This is a genomic window from Bradyrhizobium sp. BWA-3-5, assembly GCF_032917985.1.
In the GTDB taxonomy this organism is placed as follows: domain Bacteria; phylum Pseudomonadota; class Alphaproteobacteria; order Rhizobiales; family Xanthobacteraceae; genus Bradyrhizobium.
This window is the reverse complement of sequence record NZ_CP136626.1, coordinates 3,715,107-3,732,253: the sequence shown is the minus strand read 5'-3', so window position 1 is coordinate 3,732,253 and position 17,147 is coordinate 3,715,107. Positions and strand designations below refer to the sequence as shown.

The following is a 17,147-nucleotide window of genomic DNA, read 5'->3' as shown; positions in this document are numbered from 1 at the left end:
AATAGTGCTCCGAAGTCGGCCATGTCTGACCGTCGATTTCGATCGGAACGCCGCGAAGTTCGAAAATTCCCGTAAGCGTCCTTGGTGGAGTAGAAGAGGATAACGTGCCCGCTCAGTAACTTGCATTCCATACTTCACCAGGCCGTGTACTCATAACCGGCGGCGAAGTCCGCTTCTCCGATACCGACCTCTTTTACGCAAGCGCAGCAAATGTCCGCGATGGGGCCCAGAAGCGGACCTTGAAGGATGCCGATGGTAGTCAATGAAGGGGTAGAATCTCGCCTAAAAACTTCCTGGTCCGCTCGTTCTGCGGGGCCTTGAAGAAAGTCTCCGGCTCCGCCTCTTCCACGATCCGGCCGTCCGCCATGAAGATCACGCGGTCGGCGACCTGGCGGGCGAATCCCATTTCATGGGTGACGCAGATCATCGTCATGCCGTCAGTTGCGAGGCCGATCATGGTGTCGAGCACCTCCTTGACCATTTCCGGGTCGAGCGCCGAGGTCGGCTCGTCGAAAAGCATCACTTTCGGCTCCAGGCAGAGCGCCCGCGCAATCGCCGCGCGCTGCTGCTGGCCGCCGGACAATTGCGCTGGGTATTTGTCTGCCTGATTGAGGATCTTGACGCGGTCGAGCAGCCGTCGCGCGGTCTCCTCGGCTTGCGCGCGCGGCGTGCCGCGGGAACGGATCGGCGCCAGCGTGCAGTTCTCCACCACCGTCATGTGCGGAAACAGGTTGAACTGCTGGAACACCATGCCGACCTCGCGGCGCACCGCATCGATCGCCTTGCCCTGCGCGCCGAGATGGACGCCGTCGACGACGATCTCGCCCTTCTGACAGGTTTCGAGCGCGTTGATGCAGCGGATCAACGTAGACTTACCCGATCCGGACGGCCCGCACAGAACGATTTTCTCGCCGGCACGGACCGCCAGATTGACGTCTGTCAGCACCTGGTAGGTGCCGTACCATTTGTTGACACCGCGCATTGCAATCATCGGCTCTGCCGAGGCTGCGACCGGCATGGTGATCTCCATTAGCTGGCGGTGAAGGGGATGCCGGGGATGCTGTCGGGGAATGTCGGCAGCGGGTTGTTCATCCACTTTGGATAGATCCTGGCCCATTCGCCGCTAGCGATGATCTTGTCGATGAAGCCATTGACGAAGGCGTTGATGTCCTTCTCGCCGAGCCGCGTGCAGGCGCCGTTGTAGAGCTTCGTGAATTCCAGCTTGTTCTCGTAAACGCCGGGCTTGGATTCGTTGAGACGCGGAACGTAGAAGATGTTGCCGCCGACCGCCTGCACCTGGCCGGACAACAGCGCCTGCATCGTCGGCGCATCGCCGTCGAAGCGGCGGATGATGGTGCCGGGAGGCGCCGCCTTGGTCACGTCGGTGTCCTGCACGCTACCGCGCGCGACGCCGATAACGTATTTGCCCATGTCGGCCGGCGACTTGATCTCCATCTCCTTCGGCGCGATGAAAGTGATGATGTTGGCGCCATAGGGTTTTGAGAATTGCACCGCTTTTGCTCGCTCGGGCAGCATCGCCATGGTCGCAAACAGAATATCGACGCGCCCGGAGGTCAGCGCCGGGATGCGATTGGCGACCGCCAATGGCGTGAACTCCGCTTGTACACCAAGCTCCTTCGCGAACAGCTCGGAGAGGTCGGCATCCAGCCCTTCCTGTTTGCCCGATGAATTGACAAAGCCCCAGGGCGGGTTATCGCCCTGGATTCCGATCAGCACCTTGCCGCGTGCCTTGATCTCCTCCGGCGTCACGGCATAGGCGGCCCGCGGCAGCACGAAGGGTGCGGCGATCGCGCCGGCTCCGAGTGCCAGCATGTGGCGGCGATTGAATTGCGTCGTTCTTGTCATGTTTTCCTCCTCTGGTGTGTTGAAATTCTCAGCGTGAAGCCGTGACGAGCCGCCGCTCGAGCCACGCGCCGTAGAGCGAAAGCGGCCAGCACAGCGCGAAGTAGAGCGCGCAGACCAAGCCGAGCACGAGCAGCGGCTTGAAGTTCTGATTGGAGACGATCGTGCCGGCGCGCATCAGCTCGGTGAAGCCGATGATGGCGGCAAGCGAGGTCCCCTTGATCAACTGTACCAGGAACCCGATCGTCGCCGGCAGCGAGATGCGGATCGCCTGCGGCAGCACAACGTCCTTCATCCGGTCGACGTAGTTGAGGCTGAGCGCCTTGGCCGCCTCGACCTGGCCACGCGGCACGGCTTCGATCGAGCCGCGCCAGATTTCGCCGAGGAAGGCGCTGGCATGCAGCGTGAAGCCGATCGCGACGGAGACCCAGGGATCGAGCTTCAGCCCGGCGAGCGCCAGGCCGTAATAGACGACGAAGAGCTGCATCAGCAGCGGCGTGCCCTGGAAAAGCGCGATGTAGGCGGCGGTGGCGCGTTCGAGCCAGCGCCGTGGCGAGGTTCGCGCGAGCGCGACGCCGAGGCCTGCGACCGAGCCGAGCACGAAGCCGATGGCGGACAGCGCGAGCGTCCATTTGAGACCGCCGAGCAGGAACAGGAGCTGGTTCTTGTCCATGGCCGGCCTCACTTCAGGGGATAGCTGAGGAAGCGCGCGTTGATCCGCGCGAACATCTGCATCAGCATCCAGGACATCGCGAGATAGAGCAGTGTGACGACGCCGTAGACCTCGAAGCTGCGGAACGTGTTGGTCTCGATCGCCTGTCCGACCGAGGTCAGCTCATAGGCCGATATCGCGGAAGCGATGCTCGTGGTCAGCGTCAGCATGATGAATTGGCTGGTCAGCGAGGGATAGATCGCGCGCAACGCCGGCTTCAGGATGATCAGGCGGAATATCAAAGGCCTGCTCAGGCCGAGCGCGAGGCCCGCCTCGATCTGCCCCTTGTTGATCGACTGCACGCCGCCGCGGATGATCTCGATCGCATAGGCGCCGCCGTTGACGCCGAGCGCGATGATCGCGGTCAGCGTCGGATCGAGCCGGATGCCTACCATCGGCAGGGCGAAGAAGATGAAGTAGATCTGGCCGAGGAACGGCGTGTTCCTGATAGCTTCGACGAACGATATGACGAGCCAGCGTAGCACAGGCACGCGGGAATCGCGCAGCAGCACGCCGCTGATGCCGATGACGAGTGCCAGCGCCATGCCTGAAAGCGCGAGGCCAAGCGTGCCGGCGCAGCCCCACAGCAGGTCAGGCAGACCCTCGAATACGGGTCCGAAGTCGAACCGGTAGTTCATCTGGCTCCTCCCTCCGGACCGCCCTCTTGGTGGGGCTTGGTCCGTTCACGTTTGATCGCCGATAGCGAAAGCGTTTCTACGTCCCTTGCTTACTGCCTTGTTCCGTCGCGAGCGCCGCATAGCGTTCGCGTAGATCGATGCGCCGCCCCGAATTGGCGGCTTCTGCAATCGCGAGCGTCACCAGCAGGCTTCGCGCGCCGTCCTCGACCGTTTGTAGCGAGGGCGTGACGTCGCGGATGACATCGCGGAAATGATCGAGTTGGGCGACGTAGGGATCGATCGACGCCGTATGGTTGGCCTGCGCCTGGATCGGCCTGTTCCAGTCCTGCGCACCGCCCTCCTGCGTCCACTGTGTGAGACTCGGATATTCCATCGCGCCGCGGCGGCCCATGATGCGGTAGCTGCTCTGTCCGCTGAACGGGAATTCCGGCGCCTCGCCGAGGCCCTGCTCGGTCGTCCAGGGAGTCACCGCGCAGTCGCTGAGGAAGAAGGTACCAAGCGCCCCGCTCTCGAACGCGATCAGCGCAACGGCGGTGTCCTCGATCGCGAAGCCGCGCTGGCGATTGGCGGCGATGGCCTCCACTGCCGTGACCTCGCCGAGCGTGAAGCGCAAGAAGTCGATCTCGTGGATCAGGTTGATCAGGATCGGCCCGCCACCGGCCTGCGACCGCCACGGCGCGATCTTGAAATAGTTTTCCGGCTTGTGCGTGGCCCAGATGGCGGAGACGCCGACGACGTCGCCAATGCGGCCCTCGGACAGCAGCGCCTTCAGCGTCTTCACCTGCATATGATGGCGGCGATGGTGCCCGACCACCGATTTGACGCCGGCCTTGCGCACTTCCGCGATCAGGCTGCCGGCGGTCTCCAGCGTGTCGGTGACCGGCTTTTCGATCAGGATGTGGATGCCGGCGCGTGCGCAGGCGATGCCGTTTTCGGCGTGAAGCTGGTTGGGCGAGGCAATGATCACCGCCTCCGGCCGCGCCTCGTCGAGCATCTTGCGGTAATCCGCGAAGACGCGCGCGCCGGGCTGTTCGGCTGCGACCTGATCGGCATTGACGTCGGCGATGCCGACGAGCTCGCAGTCGCCGTGCTCGGCGATCTTGCGCAGATGCTTGCGTCCGATCAACCCCGCGCCGATCACGCCAATCCTGATTTTCGTCATGTCATGCATTTCCTGGTCAGGCCCAGCCGCTGCAGTCGCGGCGACGTGTGGCGCGCGGCCGTCCTTCGAGCAGGTGCCTGGTTGCGTTAAAAGCCATTGCGATCCGTTCTCTTGCGTCAAGCGCCGGCATCGGCATCTCGACGCTGAGGTTGGTGTCGGCGGGAAGCGCCTCCAGGAGCGCGCCGAGCGGCAAGGCGCCGTCGCCCGGCGGCAGCCGTCCCTCGCGCGCCTCAGCGATGATGGCGCGCTCCGTCGCCGGCGATTCTGCGGTGGCGTCGCAGAGCTGCGCGCTGCGCAGCCACTGGTCGGGAAGCACAAGCAGTTCGGCAGCCGCGCCGCCCGAGCGCGTCAGATGCAATGCGTCGACCAGGATACCGCCGTTCGATTGATCTGCGTCGCGCACAATGGCAGCGGCTTGCCACAGGTTGCCGATCGCGCGCCAGCGCATGAATTCAAGTTCGACGCGCAGGCCGAAGGACGCGGCGAGCTGACAGAGTTTTGCAAAACGGGCAGTGAGCCGCGCCTGATCCGGGTCGTCGCCCGAAGCGATGACGGAGGCAGCGCCGAGATCGGCTCCCGCCTCCAGACGGTCCGCAAGCGCAGCGATGTCGATGTCGGGTGTGAGCTGAACCAGCTCGATATCGCTGACCCGCACGCCTTCGCCAGCCAGCAAGCGTTTGAGCGTGCGGTGGGCCTCGGTGCCGACCGCGGTTGGATAGGCCGGCCCATCGCTCGTTGCCGGGATGTAGCGCAATCCCACCGCGGCGAAGCCGGCACGCGCAGCTTCCCTGACAAGCGACGATGGCGCGAGCTCCAATGCGGTGAGATGGGCAAGGCCGAGCCGGATCATTGTCGCCTGGCTAATTAATCTATAGGTTAATTATTAATTACCCGGCAGGATAATTGATGTCAAGTGCCTCCGGATGGGCTATAGATGGTTTGAGGCGGCCTGCGGCCGCCAGCGAAGGACCGAACGGCCAGATGCCAAGCGTAAAAAAGCAGCCCGCAAGGGCCGCAAAACCTGCGCCGATCAAGCGGCGCGACCGCGAGCGAACGCGGCAGGAGATCCTCGACATCGCGTTCGAGGAATTTGCCGAGAACGGCCTGTCCGGCGGCAACACCGATGCCATCGCCGCCCGCGCCAACATCACCAAGCGGCTGATCTTCTACTACTTCAACTCAAAGGAAGAGCTTTTCACCGCCGTGCTCGAAATGGCCTATGCCAAGATGCGCGCTGCAGAAGAGGACCTTCATCTCGAGGCACTGACGCCTGAAGCCGCGATCCGCAGGCTTGCCGAATTCACCTTCGACTTCCACCACGCGAATCCCGAATTCGTCCGCCTTGTCTCCATCGAGAACATCCATCGCGGCCGCCATATCGGCGTCAGCCAGAGACTGAAGGAGATGACGCAGCCGAGCATCAACCAGATCGCAAAACTGCTCGCGCACGGCGTTGCAGGCGGCGTGATCCGTCCCGAGATCGACCCGGTCGAACTGCACATGACGCTCAACGCCCTGAGCTTCTTCTCGGTCGCCAACCGCCATACCTTCGAGGCGCAATTTGCCTGGGACATGTCATCGTCAAAAGCAAGGACGCGACGCCGGGCCGAGATCGCCGACCTGCTCTGGCGCTATGTGCGCAAGGCCTGAACGGCGTAGGTGATAGAGCGCCGTGGCTCAAGCCGACATCCGGTCATTCGCAAGTCTGAATCGGGATAGAAGCCGGAGGCAGTCTAGGCCGACTCCATGTCGGCTTTGGGTTATTTTCGACGGTTTCAGCAGGGGTAGTCGTGAGGTTGATGTCCGCTTCTGCCCGTAAGCGCTGGCCGGAGTTGAGCCGGAAGCGTTGCGATTGGGCAGACCCCTGTGATTTACGCTCCTAAACTGGGGCTCGAATCATGCGCGTCTTGATTTCGCGTCGACCGGATGGAGCGTACACATATCAAAGGCAGTGGCTCTCCGCCCTGCTACCCAATGACGATCCGGATAGCCCCATCGGGGAAGCGAGCGAGGAACAAGATGGCGCATGGGGGCCGTCAGGTCCCGATTGCTGAATCTATGACTCCGCGGAGACTGAGGCGCGACTATGCGTGCCGTGGTTAAGGCAGCAATTCAATTGATATAAACATTAGAGCCGCGCCTTCTGTGCGAGCGGAACGCGGAACGTTCTGAAGCCCGCGATATCGGGAAACCATTCGGCGGCCTGCGGCGAGGCCAGTGTCAGCACCGCAGCAGGCACTTCGCCGCGGATCAAGCGGTCGACGGCCCCTTGCTGGCCTTCGCTGAACTGGACCTCGGGGGCGCCTGCCGCCATGAGGGCGGCGCTGACACGGCCGCTCGATGCGGATTGCTTCTCCTCGATCGCGATGTTGCGGTTGTTGAGGTCGGACAGCGAATTGATTTCGGGACGCGCCAGCACAAGCGCCACCAGGTTGTCGGCGTCCTCAGACGATGCGGCTGCCGCCTTGCCGGCATCCTTGATCTCACCGGACGCAGTTTCCGGATTGGCCGATTTGTCGGCCGGCGCCTGTCCCGTCCCGATCGCGGTGACGAGATCGGCCATACCGGTCGCTTCAACGACCTGCTGCTGGATGGTCCGCGGCGCCGGTGCGGGAGCCTCATTGCTGGTGGTGGCCGCAGGCGTCGCCCGCGCGGCAATCTCGAGCGTAGCGGGTGGCGGCAAGGCGAGCTCGGGCGTTACGGTCTCCTTGACGCTCTCCTTGGAAACTTCCGCGGATCGCGGCAGCGTAACGGCCGCGGTCTGGCTCGGCTCCGGCTTGCTGATGCCTTCCGGTCTACCCTCTGGCGCCTCGCTTTGCGCGATCGGCTTGGCTGCGGCCGCGGCCGAGGCGGCCTGAACGCCCTTGCGGGCGGCCGGAGGATTGGGAGCTGCGGCCTTCCTGGTATTCGACGTCCTCGCTTTCGACGCGGCAGCAGCCGCGCGCGGCGCTGCACGAGAGACCCGCGCCGGCTGTCTTCCGACGCGTGCCGGACCAGCATGCCGCGGTCGTTCTATTTCCGCGTCGGCGGGAACCGCAACATTTGTCTCGTGCTGCTCGCGGTATCGGCCGGACAAGGACTGTGCCGACCACGCCATGTAGGATTGGCAGGCGCTGTTGCACGGCTTCCCGTCGATATAGACGATGCCGGGCGAATCCAGCGGATTGGCTTGCAGGGCGCCGGTCGAACCGAGGGACAGGATCAGGGTGAGCAAAATCCGTTTCTTCGACATGGCAACTCCGTTTGAACACGCAATCGGGCGGGAACCGGCGCGATGAAAATCACGCCGTGCCGAAGTACGGCCCGAACGGAGATCAGGTTTCAAACGAAGTGACGCTTTTCGGTTCGCCAGACGCCCTTGCTGATGCAATAACCAGAGCAGGGAATCAGACCAGCGATCGCGTCGATCCCGCGATTGCTGATCGTTTATTGACCGTTCCGCTAATCGACCTACAGATCGGAACTTTAGCTAGCGTGGACTGCTGGTCTCAGAGCCCGGGCCGGTGCCCGCACCTGTCGTGGTCTGGCTGCTCGGATTGGGTTGCCCGGGCGCATGCGCTGCAGACCCCGGCTTTTGCTGCTCTCCCACAAATCCGGATTCGCCGGAGGCGCGGGTCTTGATGCCCTTGTCCGCTTCCTCCTGCATTTGCTTCTGGGATTGAATCTGCTGCTGGCCGGGCGTTGTCGATTGCTGGGCCAGTGCCGGCATGGCGCCAGCGGCTCCGAAAGCGATCATGATGGCGAAAATTGAGGTTCGCATGCGCTATCCTCCCATGGCTTGTCCTCGGCACAACGCGCGAGATCGCGATGGTTTCCAGACCGAATTATGAAGAAGGAAGCGCGCAGGAACCGTGCGGCAGCTCAGAAAAGCAGACCCATTCTACTGTGCATGGGGTTGTTTTCGAGATTTTGTGTCCGCGCCTTGCGGCAAGTCACCGAAACGCATCCGCCGCCCGTCAGTTCGGCACCGCGCGCTTGGCCATCGCCGGACCGTTCGCATTCACGGTGACGCCGCGCAGCAGGTTGAAGGCCGCGGTCAGCGCCTTGTCATCCTTCTCGTTCGGCGGAACATAGGCCTGCGAGCCGGTCTGCTCGGTGCCCTCGGCGGCAAGATGGCCGCGCATCGAGGCTTCGCCCTTCAGATCGGCGCGGCCCTTGAATTCATCGGGCACGTCCTGCAGCACCTCGATGTCGGGCGCGATGCCCTGGGCCTGGATCGAGCGGCCTGATGGGGTGAAGTAACGGGCCGTGGTCAGCGCCAGCGCGCCGTTGCCCGGCCCGAGCGGAATGATGGTCTGTACCGAGCCCTTGCCGAAGGTGCGCGTGCCGATCAGGGTGGCGCGCTTGTGATCGCGCAGCGCGCCAGCGACGATCTCGGACGCCGAGGCCGAGCCGCCGTTGATCAGCACGACGAGCGGCTTGCCCTTGGTGATGTCGCCGCCGCGGGCGGTGAAGCGCTGGGTTTCCTCCGCGGTGCGGCCGCGGGTGGAAACCACCTCGCCCCGGTTCATGAAGGCGCTCGACACCGACACCGCCTGGTCGAGCAGTCCGCCGGGATTGTTGCGGAGGTCGATGACGTAGCCCGCCAGCTTGTCGGCCGGGATCTCCTTGGAGATGTTGGCCAGCGCCTTTTTCAGGCCGTCGGTGGTCTGCTCGTTGAAACGGGTGATCCTGATGTAGCCGATATCGCCGCCGTCGGTGCGGAATTTGACCGGACGCACCCGGATGATCTCGCGCACGATCGCAACCTCGATCGGCGCGGCGCCCTTGCGCACGACCTTCAGCCGGATCTTGCTGTTAGCCGGGCCCTTCATCCGGCTCACCGCCTGTTCGAGGCTCATACCCTGAATCGCCTCGTCGTCGATCTGGGTGATAACGTCGCCCGACAGCACGCCCGCCTTTGCCGCCGGCGTATCGTCGATCGGCGTCACCACCTTGACGAGGCCGTCTTCCATCGTGACCTCGATGCCGAGCCCGCCGAACTCGCCATGGGTGGTCTCCTGCATGTCGCTCCAGCCTTTCTCATTCATGTAGCGCGAATGAGGATCGAGCGCGGAGATCATGCCGTTAATGGCGCCTTCCATCAGCTTGGAATCGTCCGGCTTTTCGACATAGCTGGTCTTGACCCGTTCGAACACGCTGCCGAACAGATTGAGCTGGTTGTAGGTGTCGGAACGGGCCGCGGCCTTTGCCGCCGCGACCAGATTGGCGCCCTGTGGTCCGGCCACGACAAGGGTCAGACACACACCCGTCACCGTGCCGAGAAGAAAGGCGAAATTCCTGCGCATATGGGGCGTCCCTTCCCTAACGGACGCCCACGATTCCCCTGAATCAGCGCCCCTGTCCCGGCACCGCCAACACACAATGGCTTTTTGGTCGGATCAAGGCATGCCCGCCCGGGGCAATACGGCCTCAAGGAGCCCTTATCGGCCTCGAATTGATCCGATTCACCCGAAACAGGAACATTTTCTCACCGAAAGCCGACCGCATTTGCTGAGTTTCCTAATCGAGTGCAAATGTAGGATCGACCCGGCCGGGTTCCGCGGTTCGAAGGGGCAGTCATGGCTGATAGCAACGAAGTGCAGATCGAACCTGCGCTGACCGCGACCGACGAGGTGCGCTCACTCGTCGGTGAGTTGGAGGCTGTGCTCTCCGCGGAGTACTCGCCTGAGCAGCGTCATGGCCTGACGCTCGACGCGATTTTTCAACCGGACGTCCGATTCTTCCTCGCAAGACTGCGCGGAGCGGCGGTTGGCTGCGGCGGCGTCTTCCTCTTTCCCGATTTCGCGGAGGTCAAGCGCATGTACGTGCGGCACACCGCGCGGGGACAGGGCGTTGCGGACGCCATCCTGGCCCGCATCGAAGCCGAGGTCCGCCATGCCGGCCTCACCGTGCTGCGTCTGGAGACGGGAGACCGGCAGATCGCGGCGATGCGGCTCTATGTACGAACGGGATTCCGGGAATGTCCGGCGTTCGGCGCCTATGCGAAGATGGCACCACAATCCATCGCGAGCAGCGTGTTCTTCGAGAAGCGGATCATATAGCCCGGCCATGCGGGCTTTAAGGACTTTGCTTACTTTGCCGCGCCTTCGGCGGATTTGGCCTTTGGCTTGCCGGGTGCCGGCGCCTTGGCGGCGCCTTTCGGCGGGGCGCTGTCGCCGCGCATCGTTCCCCAGGGATCGCTCTTCTGCTGCTGGGGAATGTTGCCGAGCGATCTCTGGTAGGCCCGCTCGGCGTCCTTCTCGGCCCTTATTTCGGCCGGCGTCTTGTCCTTGTCGGTCTCGCCGTAGGCGGGAGGACGGGCCTGCTGACCCCAGGCGGGACCAGCCAAGAATGCAATCACAACGGTCGCGCTCAAAATTCTGCCCACGATTTTCATGCCACCACTCCCTGTTTTGACCCAACGCTTAGCACAGCTCGCGGACCGGCTTAAATGCCGGATCGAGCGGAAATCAGTCCGAGCCGTTGCCCATGCCCAATCAGTTTTGTAAACGACTGCCATGAATTCGCCGCCAGCGCCCCACTCCGCCGACGTCCTGTTGTTCGACCTCGGCCGCGTCGTGCTCGATATCAGCTTCGACCGCGTGATGGCGTGCTGGGCAGGCCATGCGGGCTGCACGCCTGTTGACCTCGCCGCGCGCTTCATTGTCGACGACAGTTTCAAGCATCACGAGATCGGCCGGATCGACGACGCCGCGTTCTTCGCAAACCTGCGCCAGTCGCTCGGCATCACCATCACGGACGCCCAATTCCTGGAAGGCTGGAACGCGATCTTCACCGGCGAGATGCCCGGCATTGCCCCGCTTCTCGCCGGTGCGGCGCGGCGCCTGCCGCTCTATGCCTTTTCCAATACCAATCCGGCCCATGTCGCGCATTTCTCGCGGGCCTATACTGATGTCCTCAGCCACTTCCGCGAGATCTTCCTGTCCTCGAGCATCGGTTTGCGCAAACCCGACGCCGAAGCCTATGATCATGTGATAAAAGCGATCGGCGTGCCGGCCTCGCGGATCCTGTTCTTCGACGATTCAGCCGCCAATATCGAAGGCGCGCGGGCGCGCGGCCTTTCTGCCATCCACGTGACATCGACGGATGACGTGGCAAGGGCACTGACCGCACTTGGAATTTAGGGAGGTCTGCCCGTGGCCTTGATGCCGGTTGCCGATGCATTGTCCGCGATCCTTGATGGCGCCGATCCCCTGCCCGAGGAAATGGTCGCGCTGGACGCCGCCCATCACCGCGTGCTGGCGCGCGACGTCGCGGCGCGGCGGACCCAGCCGCCTGAGGCGATGTCGGCGATGGACGGCTATGCGGTGCGCGCAACGGATGCCGCCGATCTCTCCGCCCGGCTCAAAGTGATCGGCGAGGTCGCCGCTGGCCGCCCGTTCGAACGGAAGGTCGGCCGCGGCGAAGCGGTGCGAATTTTCACCGGCGGCGTCATCCCAGACGGCGCCGACGCCGTCATCATCCAGGAAGACACGGCTGTCGACGGCGATCATATCACCATCACCGAAGCCGCCGTCCCCGGGCGGCATATCCGCGCCGCCGGCGTCGATTTCCGTGAGGGTGACGTGCTGCTGAAGCGCGGGCGCCGCCTCTCCGACCGCGACCTGTCGCTCGCCGCCGGCATGAACTATCCGGAAGTCGCCGTGCACCGCCGCCCGAAAGTGGCCGTGCTGGGCACAGGCGACGAGTTGGTCATGCCCGGCACGATCCCCGGCCCCGGCCAGATCGTCTACTCCAACGGCTATGGCTTGCGCGCGCTGGCGCGGGCGGAGGGCGCCGAGGTCGTCGATCTCGGCCTGGCCGCCGACACCGTTGCCGCCACCACGGAAGGTATCCGCCGTGCCAACGAGTCCAACGCGGATGTCCTGATTACCATGGGCGGGGCGTCCGTCGGGGACCATGACCTCGTCAAGCAGTCGCTCGAAGCCGAAGGGACGACCATGGCCTTTTGGCGGATCGCGATGCGGCCGGGCAAGCCGATGATGCATGGCAGGCTCGGCTCGATGCGGGTGATCGGCCTGCCCGGCAATCCCGTCTCTTCCTATGTCTGCGGATTCCTGTTCCTGGTGCCGCTGATTCGCGCTTTATCGGGCCGCGACCACGTCCATCACGTCAGGGAAGGCGCCGTTTTGGGCCGCGACCTCGCCGCCAACGACCAGCGCGAAGATTATCTTCGCGCCCGCCTGGAAGAGCACGAGGACGGCACGCTGACGGCCGTGCCGGTCACCCACCAGGACTCCTCACTGCTCGGGAATCTCGCTGCGGCACGGGCACTTGTGATACGTCCGCCATTCGCGCCGGCCGCCGTGAAGGGGTCGCGTTGCGAGCTTCTGCGCCTGCCGGAATGACGCGCCGAACGGCGCATCCGGCCGCTATCGCCAATGCGTTCACCTGAAATTAAGTGGTTGCGGAACACATATCGAACATATAGTGTCCGTTCATGATTTGTTTCGAGCGCTAGTGTCTCTGGTTGGGAGTTTGGGGACTCCGGCGATCTGGGCGCTGAAATTCGAGACCGAACGACGATACCAAACCGGGGGATTGCTCGCGATGCTTACGCGCAAACAGTATGAGCTACTGCGTTTCATCAATGAACGGCTGAAAGAGGCCGGCGTGCCGCCCTCCTTCGACGAGATGAAGGACGCGCTCGACCTGCGCTCGAAGTCCGGAATCCACCGCCTGATTACGGCGCTGGAGGAGCGCGGCTTCATCCGCCGCCTGCCCAACCGCGCCCGCGCCATCGAAGTCATCAAGCTGCCGGAGCTTGCGACAGCCGGCAACGGCCGCCGCGGCTTCACGCCAAGCGTTATTGAAGGCACGCTCGGCAAGCGCACCTCAAGCCCGCCTGTTGCCGAGGACGACGGCAATCGTCCGGTCGCCGTGCCCGTGATGGGCCGGATCGCCGCCGGCACGCCGATCGAGGCGCTGCAGACCCGCAGCCATACGATCAGCGTGCCGCCTGACATGCTCGGCTCCGGCGAACATTACGCGCTCGAAGTGCGCGGCGATTCCATGGTCGATGCCGGCATTCTCGACGGCGACATGGCGCTGATCCAGCGCAACGAGACCGCCGACACCGGCGATATCGTGGTGGCGCTGATCGACGAGGAGGAAGCCACGCTAAAGCGTTTCCGCCGCCGCGGCGCCTCGATCGCGCTCGAGCCGGCCAACGCCGCCTATGAAGTCCGCATCCTGCCGCCCAACCGGGTCCGAATCCAGGGCAAGCTGATCGGGCTGTACCGCAAATACTGATCTTTAAATATTGGTCTGTCGGTTGGCGTACATGACGACAACGACATCCAGCCCCGGCCATCGGCCGGGGTTTTTTGCTGCGTGAAGGAACAAAGCCCCGTTATCGCGCTTGTGATTTTGATCGCAGTCAGGCCAGTCGCAGAATTTGTCCCGAACCAAGAAAAGCTTCTGCCAAGTCCACTTGCGATAAAATCCACTGCGATAGAGGCCTGTGCCTCCTTCCAGACACGGGTCAGCTATCTCAAACGAGGGAGCCATCCGATGTGTGACTATAGCCTGCACGCCGTGGCGACGCGCCCTGCCCGGGTCGGCGAGACGCTTGTTACCACAACCTTCCGCGGTACTTCGACCCGCGGCTTTGCGTCAGAGCGCGAACCAGCAGTGGCGGTCTGCATGCTTCCCGGCACCGAACTGGCGTTCGCCGAGGACGTCAGATACGATAACCGCTGGATCTGGACGCGAACCACCGAGTGGCGGGTCGGCAAGTTCAATCAGATCGAGCCCGAAGTGGCCGACCGTCACCATGACGCGATCGAATTTCCCGATGGCAGCCATGTGCTGGTGACGCAGCTTTGCGAAGGCCAGCGGGCGACCGTGCTGCAATTGCCGGTGGTCCAGACCGGCGGCGAGCGCGCCCCGAAAGCCGTCGAAGCGCCTCCGGCCGCTTCTATCGTGACCGGCTAAACGCCGCGCATGTAATCCGCCGGTTCAAACCGGCGGATTACGTGATATATTGCCTGGAAAATCGGCGCCGAGGGCAGTCGGTGGTCAACAAGATTACATGGCAAAGAGCCGGACGCGTCACTGCACCGGGGCGGTACATGTTCCGCTATGGCTGGCTCACCGTCACCGCGGACGATCTCGCGATCTGGCAGCAATTCCCCGACGCCTCGTTCACGTTGGTCAACCTGCCTTCGCAGCCTGACGCGCCGGAGGAGTTTCACCTCGGCGCGTTCGAGATACCGGTCGCTCCTCCGCACGACGATCGCTGAACTCAATTTATTCTTCCGCCTGAAGGTCCGCCTCGGCCGGCGTCGCATCGACGGCCCGCGCCGGCACGCGCGGCGCCAGCACGGTGGCGTCCGGCTCGCGCTCCTCAGCTACGGCCGGCGACCACGGCCGGTCGATCCCGCGCGGCTTGACCGCCTCGACGACAAAGCCTTCCCTGCCTCGCCCTAGCGCCATCGCGCCCTGGCGCCGCAATCGCTCGCCGTCGATCACGGAAGCGCTGCAGGCGGCCGGCGCCTGCCGCAGCGTCACGATCAGCGCCGTGCGCTCGCAATCATCCGCAAACGCTTCCGGCCTGAACGCCTGCGCGACCAGCGGGCCGCCCGCAGACGGCACCACGCAGCCGAGGTCGTCGCAGGACACGCCTGAGGTGAGCGTGGCATCGGTTGCGTTGCGCGCATCGGCATCCGCCGCCAGCCACTCCTTCAGCAGGAACGTATCCTTCGAGCCCTTCACCGCGTGCATCAGATGCAGCCGGCCGTCCTGGCCGCGGACGCCGACATGGCGGCCGTCCGCAGAGATCAGAATATCCGGTGGCGTCACCCGCGCCGCCCACATCGCCGCCAGCACCACCAGCGCGGCGCCCGACCAGCGCAGCGGCGTGCGCAGCAGGCCGAGCAGGATGATGCCAATACTCGCCGCGATCAGCGGGCCGATGCCGAAGGCCGGAATGCGGCCAACCGCGCCGGGCAATGCCGCGACCCATTGCGTGACCGCAATCATCCAGTCGATGCCAAAACCCATGATCGCCCAGAACAGCCCATCGAAGCCGAACGGCATGGCGACGAGGCCGAGCAGGCCCGCCGGCATCACGACCGCCGACACCACCGGCATCGCCGCGAGGTTGGCGATCACGCCATAGGGCGTCACCCGGTGGAAGTGAAAGGCCGCGTAAGGCATGGTCGCAAGCCCCGCCACCAGGGAGGCCAGCAGCAGCATGGTGAACTCGCGGCCGCCCCACAGCGCGGCCCGCGCGGTCGCGTTGTTGTCGGGCGCGGCGAACAGGCGCGGCATGCCGATCTGCACCAGCGCCACCAGGCCCAGCGTGGCGGCAAACGACATCTGGAAGCTCGGATGCACCAGCGCCTCCGGCGCCACCGCCAGCACGATCAAGGCGGCGACCGCGAGCGTGCGGAAGGTGATGGCGCGGCGGTCGACCATGACCGCGATCAGCACCACGGCGGTCATGAAGAACGACCTTTGCGTCGCGACCTCGGCGCCCGAGAGCAGGAGGTAGAACGCGGCGGCAGCGAGCGCGGCGGCCGCCGCCCATTTCTTGATGGCGTAGCCGACCGTGAGCACCGGAAACAGCGCCAGCAGCGCCCGCACCGCAAAGAACACGACGCCGGCGACGACAGCCATGTGGTAGCCGGAGATCGACAGCACATGGCCGAGGCCGGAGATGAACATCGCATCGTTCACCGGCGGCGAGATCGCATCGCGCCGCCCGGTGAGCAGCGCGGTTGCGATCGCGCGTTTGTCGCCTTCCAGCGTGGTCCTGATCCGCGCATCGATCGCGTCCCGCAGGCCCTGCATGAAGGCGGAATAGCGCAGGCGCAGCCCGCCGCCCTCCGGCGGCTCGGCCGTCTTGATCGCGCCCATCACGAAGCCGGAGGCGCCGATGCCGGCGAAAAACATGTCGCGGCTGAAATCATAGCTGCCCGGCCGCACCGGCCCGAGCGGCGGCAACAGCCGCGCCTTCAGCTCGACAAAACTGCCGACATCAGGCGCCGCGCCTTTCTTCACCGACAGCCGCACGCGCTCCAGCTTCAAAGTTCCCCGCGCGCTTTCCATGGTGACGACGCGCAGCACAAAACGGTCGGTGCGCTCGCGGATGTCGCGGGTTTCGACAAAGCCGGTCAGCGACACCGAGAACATCGGCCGCGCCAGCACGCCATGCGCCACCCGCGCCGTCTTCCAGGTGGCGACCGCAAAGCCGGCCGCGACGGCTGCGATCATCACCGCAGCGGGAAAGAACTTCTGCCGCCGCAACAGGACCGCCACCGCGCACAGCACGATGGCCAGGCTGGCGGCCACCGACAGCACCGGCTCATGATCGGCCGCGAAGTAGAGCGCGATGCCCGAGCCGAACGCCACCGGCACCCAGGGCAGCAGCCGCCCGGCGCCGGCTTCGGCGCGGGCCCATGCCCGCACGGTCTCGATCAGCGGCGGCCAGAATGCAGGCGGCGACGGCGCAAGGCCGCCGACGGGCACCGCCGCGCGCGGTGGCCAAGTTCCGGCATAACCGCGCTTTCGGCCCGACGTGTCGTCCTGATCCGCCACCGAGCCTACACCTTACTACACCTTACGATCTCGTGGATGGCGCAAGACTACCGGACGGTGTATCGGGCCCGCTAGCAGAACAGATGCAGAAACCTCAGGAAATGCACGCCGGCGGATAGGTACGCCGCACCGGATAGCGCTGCACAGCGCTTCATCCGCCGTGGAAAACCTCCATTAAGTCAGCCCAACTGCATTTATCGACTCGGCCAGCCGTGCTGGTTTCTGT

The 17,147-nt window shown here is 64.4% G+C and carries 18 protein-coding genes; 7 read left to right on the top strand and 11 right to left on the bottom strand.

Going from position 1 to position 17,147, the window contains the following annotated elements; all coding sequences use genetic code 11:
• Positions 1-259: 259 nt before the first annotated feature.
• The 6 genes from RX331_RS18015 to RX331_RS17990 all read right to left on the bottom strand — a co-directional run bounded on the left by RX331_RS18015 (position 260) and on the right by RX331_RS17990 (position 5,225).
• A complete protein-coding gene (locus tag RX331_RS18015; RefSeq protein WP_317257789.1) occupies positions 260-1,018 on the bottom strand; it encodes an amino acid ABC transporter ATP-binding protein in 759 nt (252 codons plus the stop codon).
• 11 nt (positions 1,019-1,029) lie between these two features.
• Positions 1,030-1,866 (bottom strand): transporter substrate-binding domain-containing protein, encoded by an 837-nt coding sequence (locus RX331_RS18010; protein WP_317257788.1) that lies wholly within the window; start codon positions 1,864-1,866, stop codon positions 1,030-1,032.
• A 28-nt stretch (positions 1,867-1,894) separates the two neighbouring features.
• Entirely contained in the window at positions 1,895-2,536 is a 642-nt protein-coding gene (locus tag RX331_RS18005; protein WP_317257787.1) for an amino acid ABC transporter permease, read from the bottom strand.
• Positions 2,537-2,544: 8 nt separating this feature from the next.
• Positions 2,545-3,213 (bottom strand): amino acid ABC transporter permease, encoded by a 669-nt coding sequence (locus RX331_RS18000; protein WP_317257786.1) that lies wholly within the window; start codon positions 3,211-3,213, stop codon positions 2,545-2,547.
• A 76-nt stretch (positions 3,214-3,289) separates the two neighbouring features.
• Positions 3,290-4,375, bottom strand: coding sequence for a Gfo/Idh/MocA family oxidoreductase (locus RX331_RS17995; protein ID WP_317257785.1), 1,086 nt, complete (start codon positions 4,373-4,375; stop codon positions 3,290-3,292).
• Between the two features lie 16 nt (positions 4,376-4,391).
• Positions 4,392-5,225, bottom strand: a complete 834-nt coding sequence (locus RX331_RS17990) for a sugar phosphate isomerase/epimerase family protein (protein WP_317257784.1) — start codon at positions 5,223-5,225, stop codon at positions 4,392-4,394.
• Between the two features lie 131 nt (positions 5,226-5,356).
• On the opposite strand from RX331_RS17990, the gene RX331_RS17985 reads away from it, so the two are divergent.
• Entirely contained in the window at positions 5,357-6,025 is a 669-nt protein-coding gene (locus RX331_RS17985; protein WP_317257783.1) for a TetR/AcrR family transcriptional regulator, read from the top strand.
• Between the two features lie 478 nt (positions 6,026-6,503).
• On the opposite strand, the gene RX331_RS17980 is transcribed toward RX331_RS17985, so the two are convergent.
• The 3 genes from RX331_RS17980 to RX331_RS17970 all read right to left on the bottom strand — a co-directional run bounded on the left by RX331_RS17980 (position 6,504) and on the right by RX331_RS17970 (position 9,663).
• Complete coding sequence (locus tag RX331_RS17980) at positions 6,504-7,607, bottom strand: hypothetical protein (protein WP_317257782.1); 1,104 nt, start codon at positions 7,605-7,607, stop codon at positions 6,504-6,506.
• Positions 7,608-7,844: 237 nt separating this feature from the next.
• Entirely contained in the window at positions 7,845-8,135 is a 291-nt protein-coding gene (locus tag RX331_RS17975; protein WP_317257781.1) for a hypothetical protein, read from the bottom strand.
• Positions 8,136-8,331: 196 nt separating this feature from the next.
• Entirely contained in the window at positions 8,332-9,663 is a 1,332-nt protein-coding gene (locus tag RX331_RS17970; protein WP_317257780.1) for a S41 family peptidase, read from the bottom strand.
• A 273-nt stretch (positions 9,664-9,936) separates the two neighbouring features.
• On the opposite strand from RX331_RS17970, the gene RX331_RS17965 reads away from it, so the two are divergent.
• The gene (locus tag RX331_RS17965; protein WP_317257779.1) at positions 9,937-10,419 is read left to right on the top strand and encodes a GNAT family N-acetyltransferase; all 483 of its coding nucleotides are present in this window, start codon (positions 9,937-9,939) and stop codon (positions 10,417-10,419) included.
• A gap of 29 nt (positions 10,420-10,448) precedes the next feature.
• On the opposite strand, the gene RX331_RS17960 is transcribed toward RX331_RS17965, so the two are convergent.
• Positions 10,449-10,754, bottom strand: coding sequence for a hypothetical protein (locus RX331_RS17960; RefSeq protein ID WP_317257778.1), 306 nt, complete (start codon positions 10,752-10,754; stop codon positions 10,449-10,451).
• A gap of 121 nt (positions 10,755-10,875) precedes the next feature.
• Between RX331_RS17960 and RX331_RS17955 the strand changes: the two genes are divergently transcribed.
• From RX331_RS17955 to RX331_RS17935, 5 genes are all read left to right on the top strand, one after another.
• Complete coding sequence (locus RX331_RS17955) at positions 10,876-11,502, top strand: HAD family phosphatase (RefSeq protein ID WP_317257777.1); 627 nt, start codon at positions 10,876-10,878, stop codon at positions 11,500-11,502.
• Positions 11,503-11,514: 12 nt separating this feature from the next.
• Positions 11,515-12,726 (top strand): gephyrin-like molybdotransferase Glp, encoded by a 1,212-nt coding sequence (gene glp / locus RX331_RS17950; protein WP_317257776.1) that lies wholly within the window; start codon positions 11,515-11,517, stop codon positions 12,724-12,726.
• 202 nt (positions 12,727-12,928) lie between these two features.
• Complete coding sequence (gene lexA / locus RX331_RS17945; protein ID WP_317257775.1) at positions 12,929-13,630, top strand: transcriptional repressor LexA; 702 nt, start codon at positions 12,929-12,931, stop codon at positions 13,628-13,630.
• A 261-nt stretch (positions 13,631-13,891) separates the two neighbouring features.
• Positions 13,892-14,314 carry a hypothetical protein gene (locus RX331_RS17940; protein ID WP_283034631.1) on the top strand — a complete coding sequence of 141 codons (423 nt, stop codon included), beginning with the start codon at positions 13,892-13,894 and terminating at the stop codon, positions 14,312-14,314.
• A 137-nt stretch (positions 14,315-14,451) separates the two neighbouring features.
• On the top strand, positions 14,452-14,622 hold the full coding sequence (locus RX331_RS17935; protein WP_317257774.1) for a hypothetical protein: 171 nt from the start codon (positions 14,452-14,454) through the stop codon (positions 14,620-14,622).
• A gap of 7 nt (positions 14,623-14,629) precedes the next feature.
• Here the strand turns inward: RX331_RS17935 and RX331_RS17930 are convergent, their stop codons facing one another.
• Positions 14,630-16,921 (bottom strand): ComEC/Rec2 family competence protein, encoded by a 2,292-nt coding sequence (locus RX331_RS17930; RefSeq protein WP_317257773.1) that lies wholly within the window; start codon positions 16,919-16,921, stop codon positions 14,630-14,632.
• Positions 16,922-17,147: the final 226 nt, after the last annotated feature.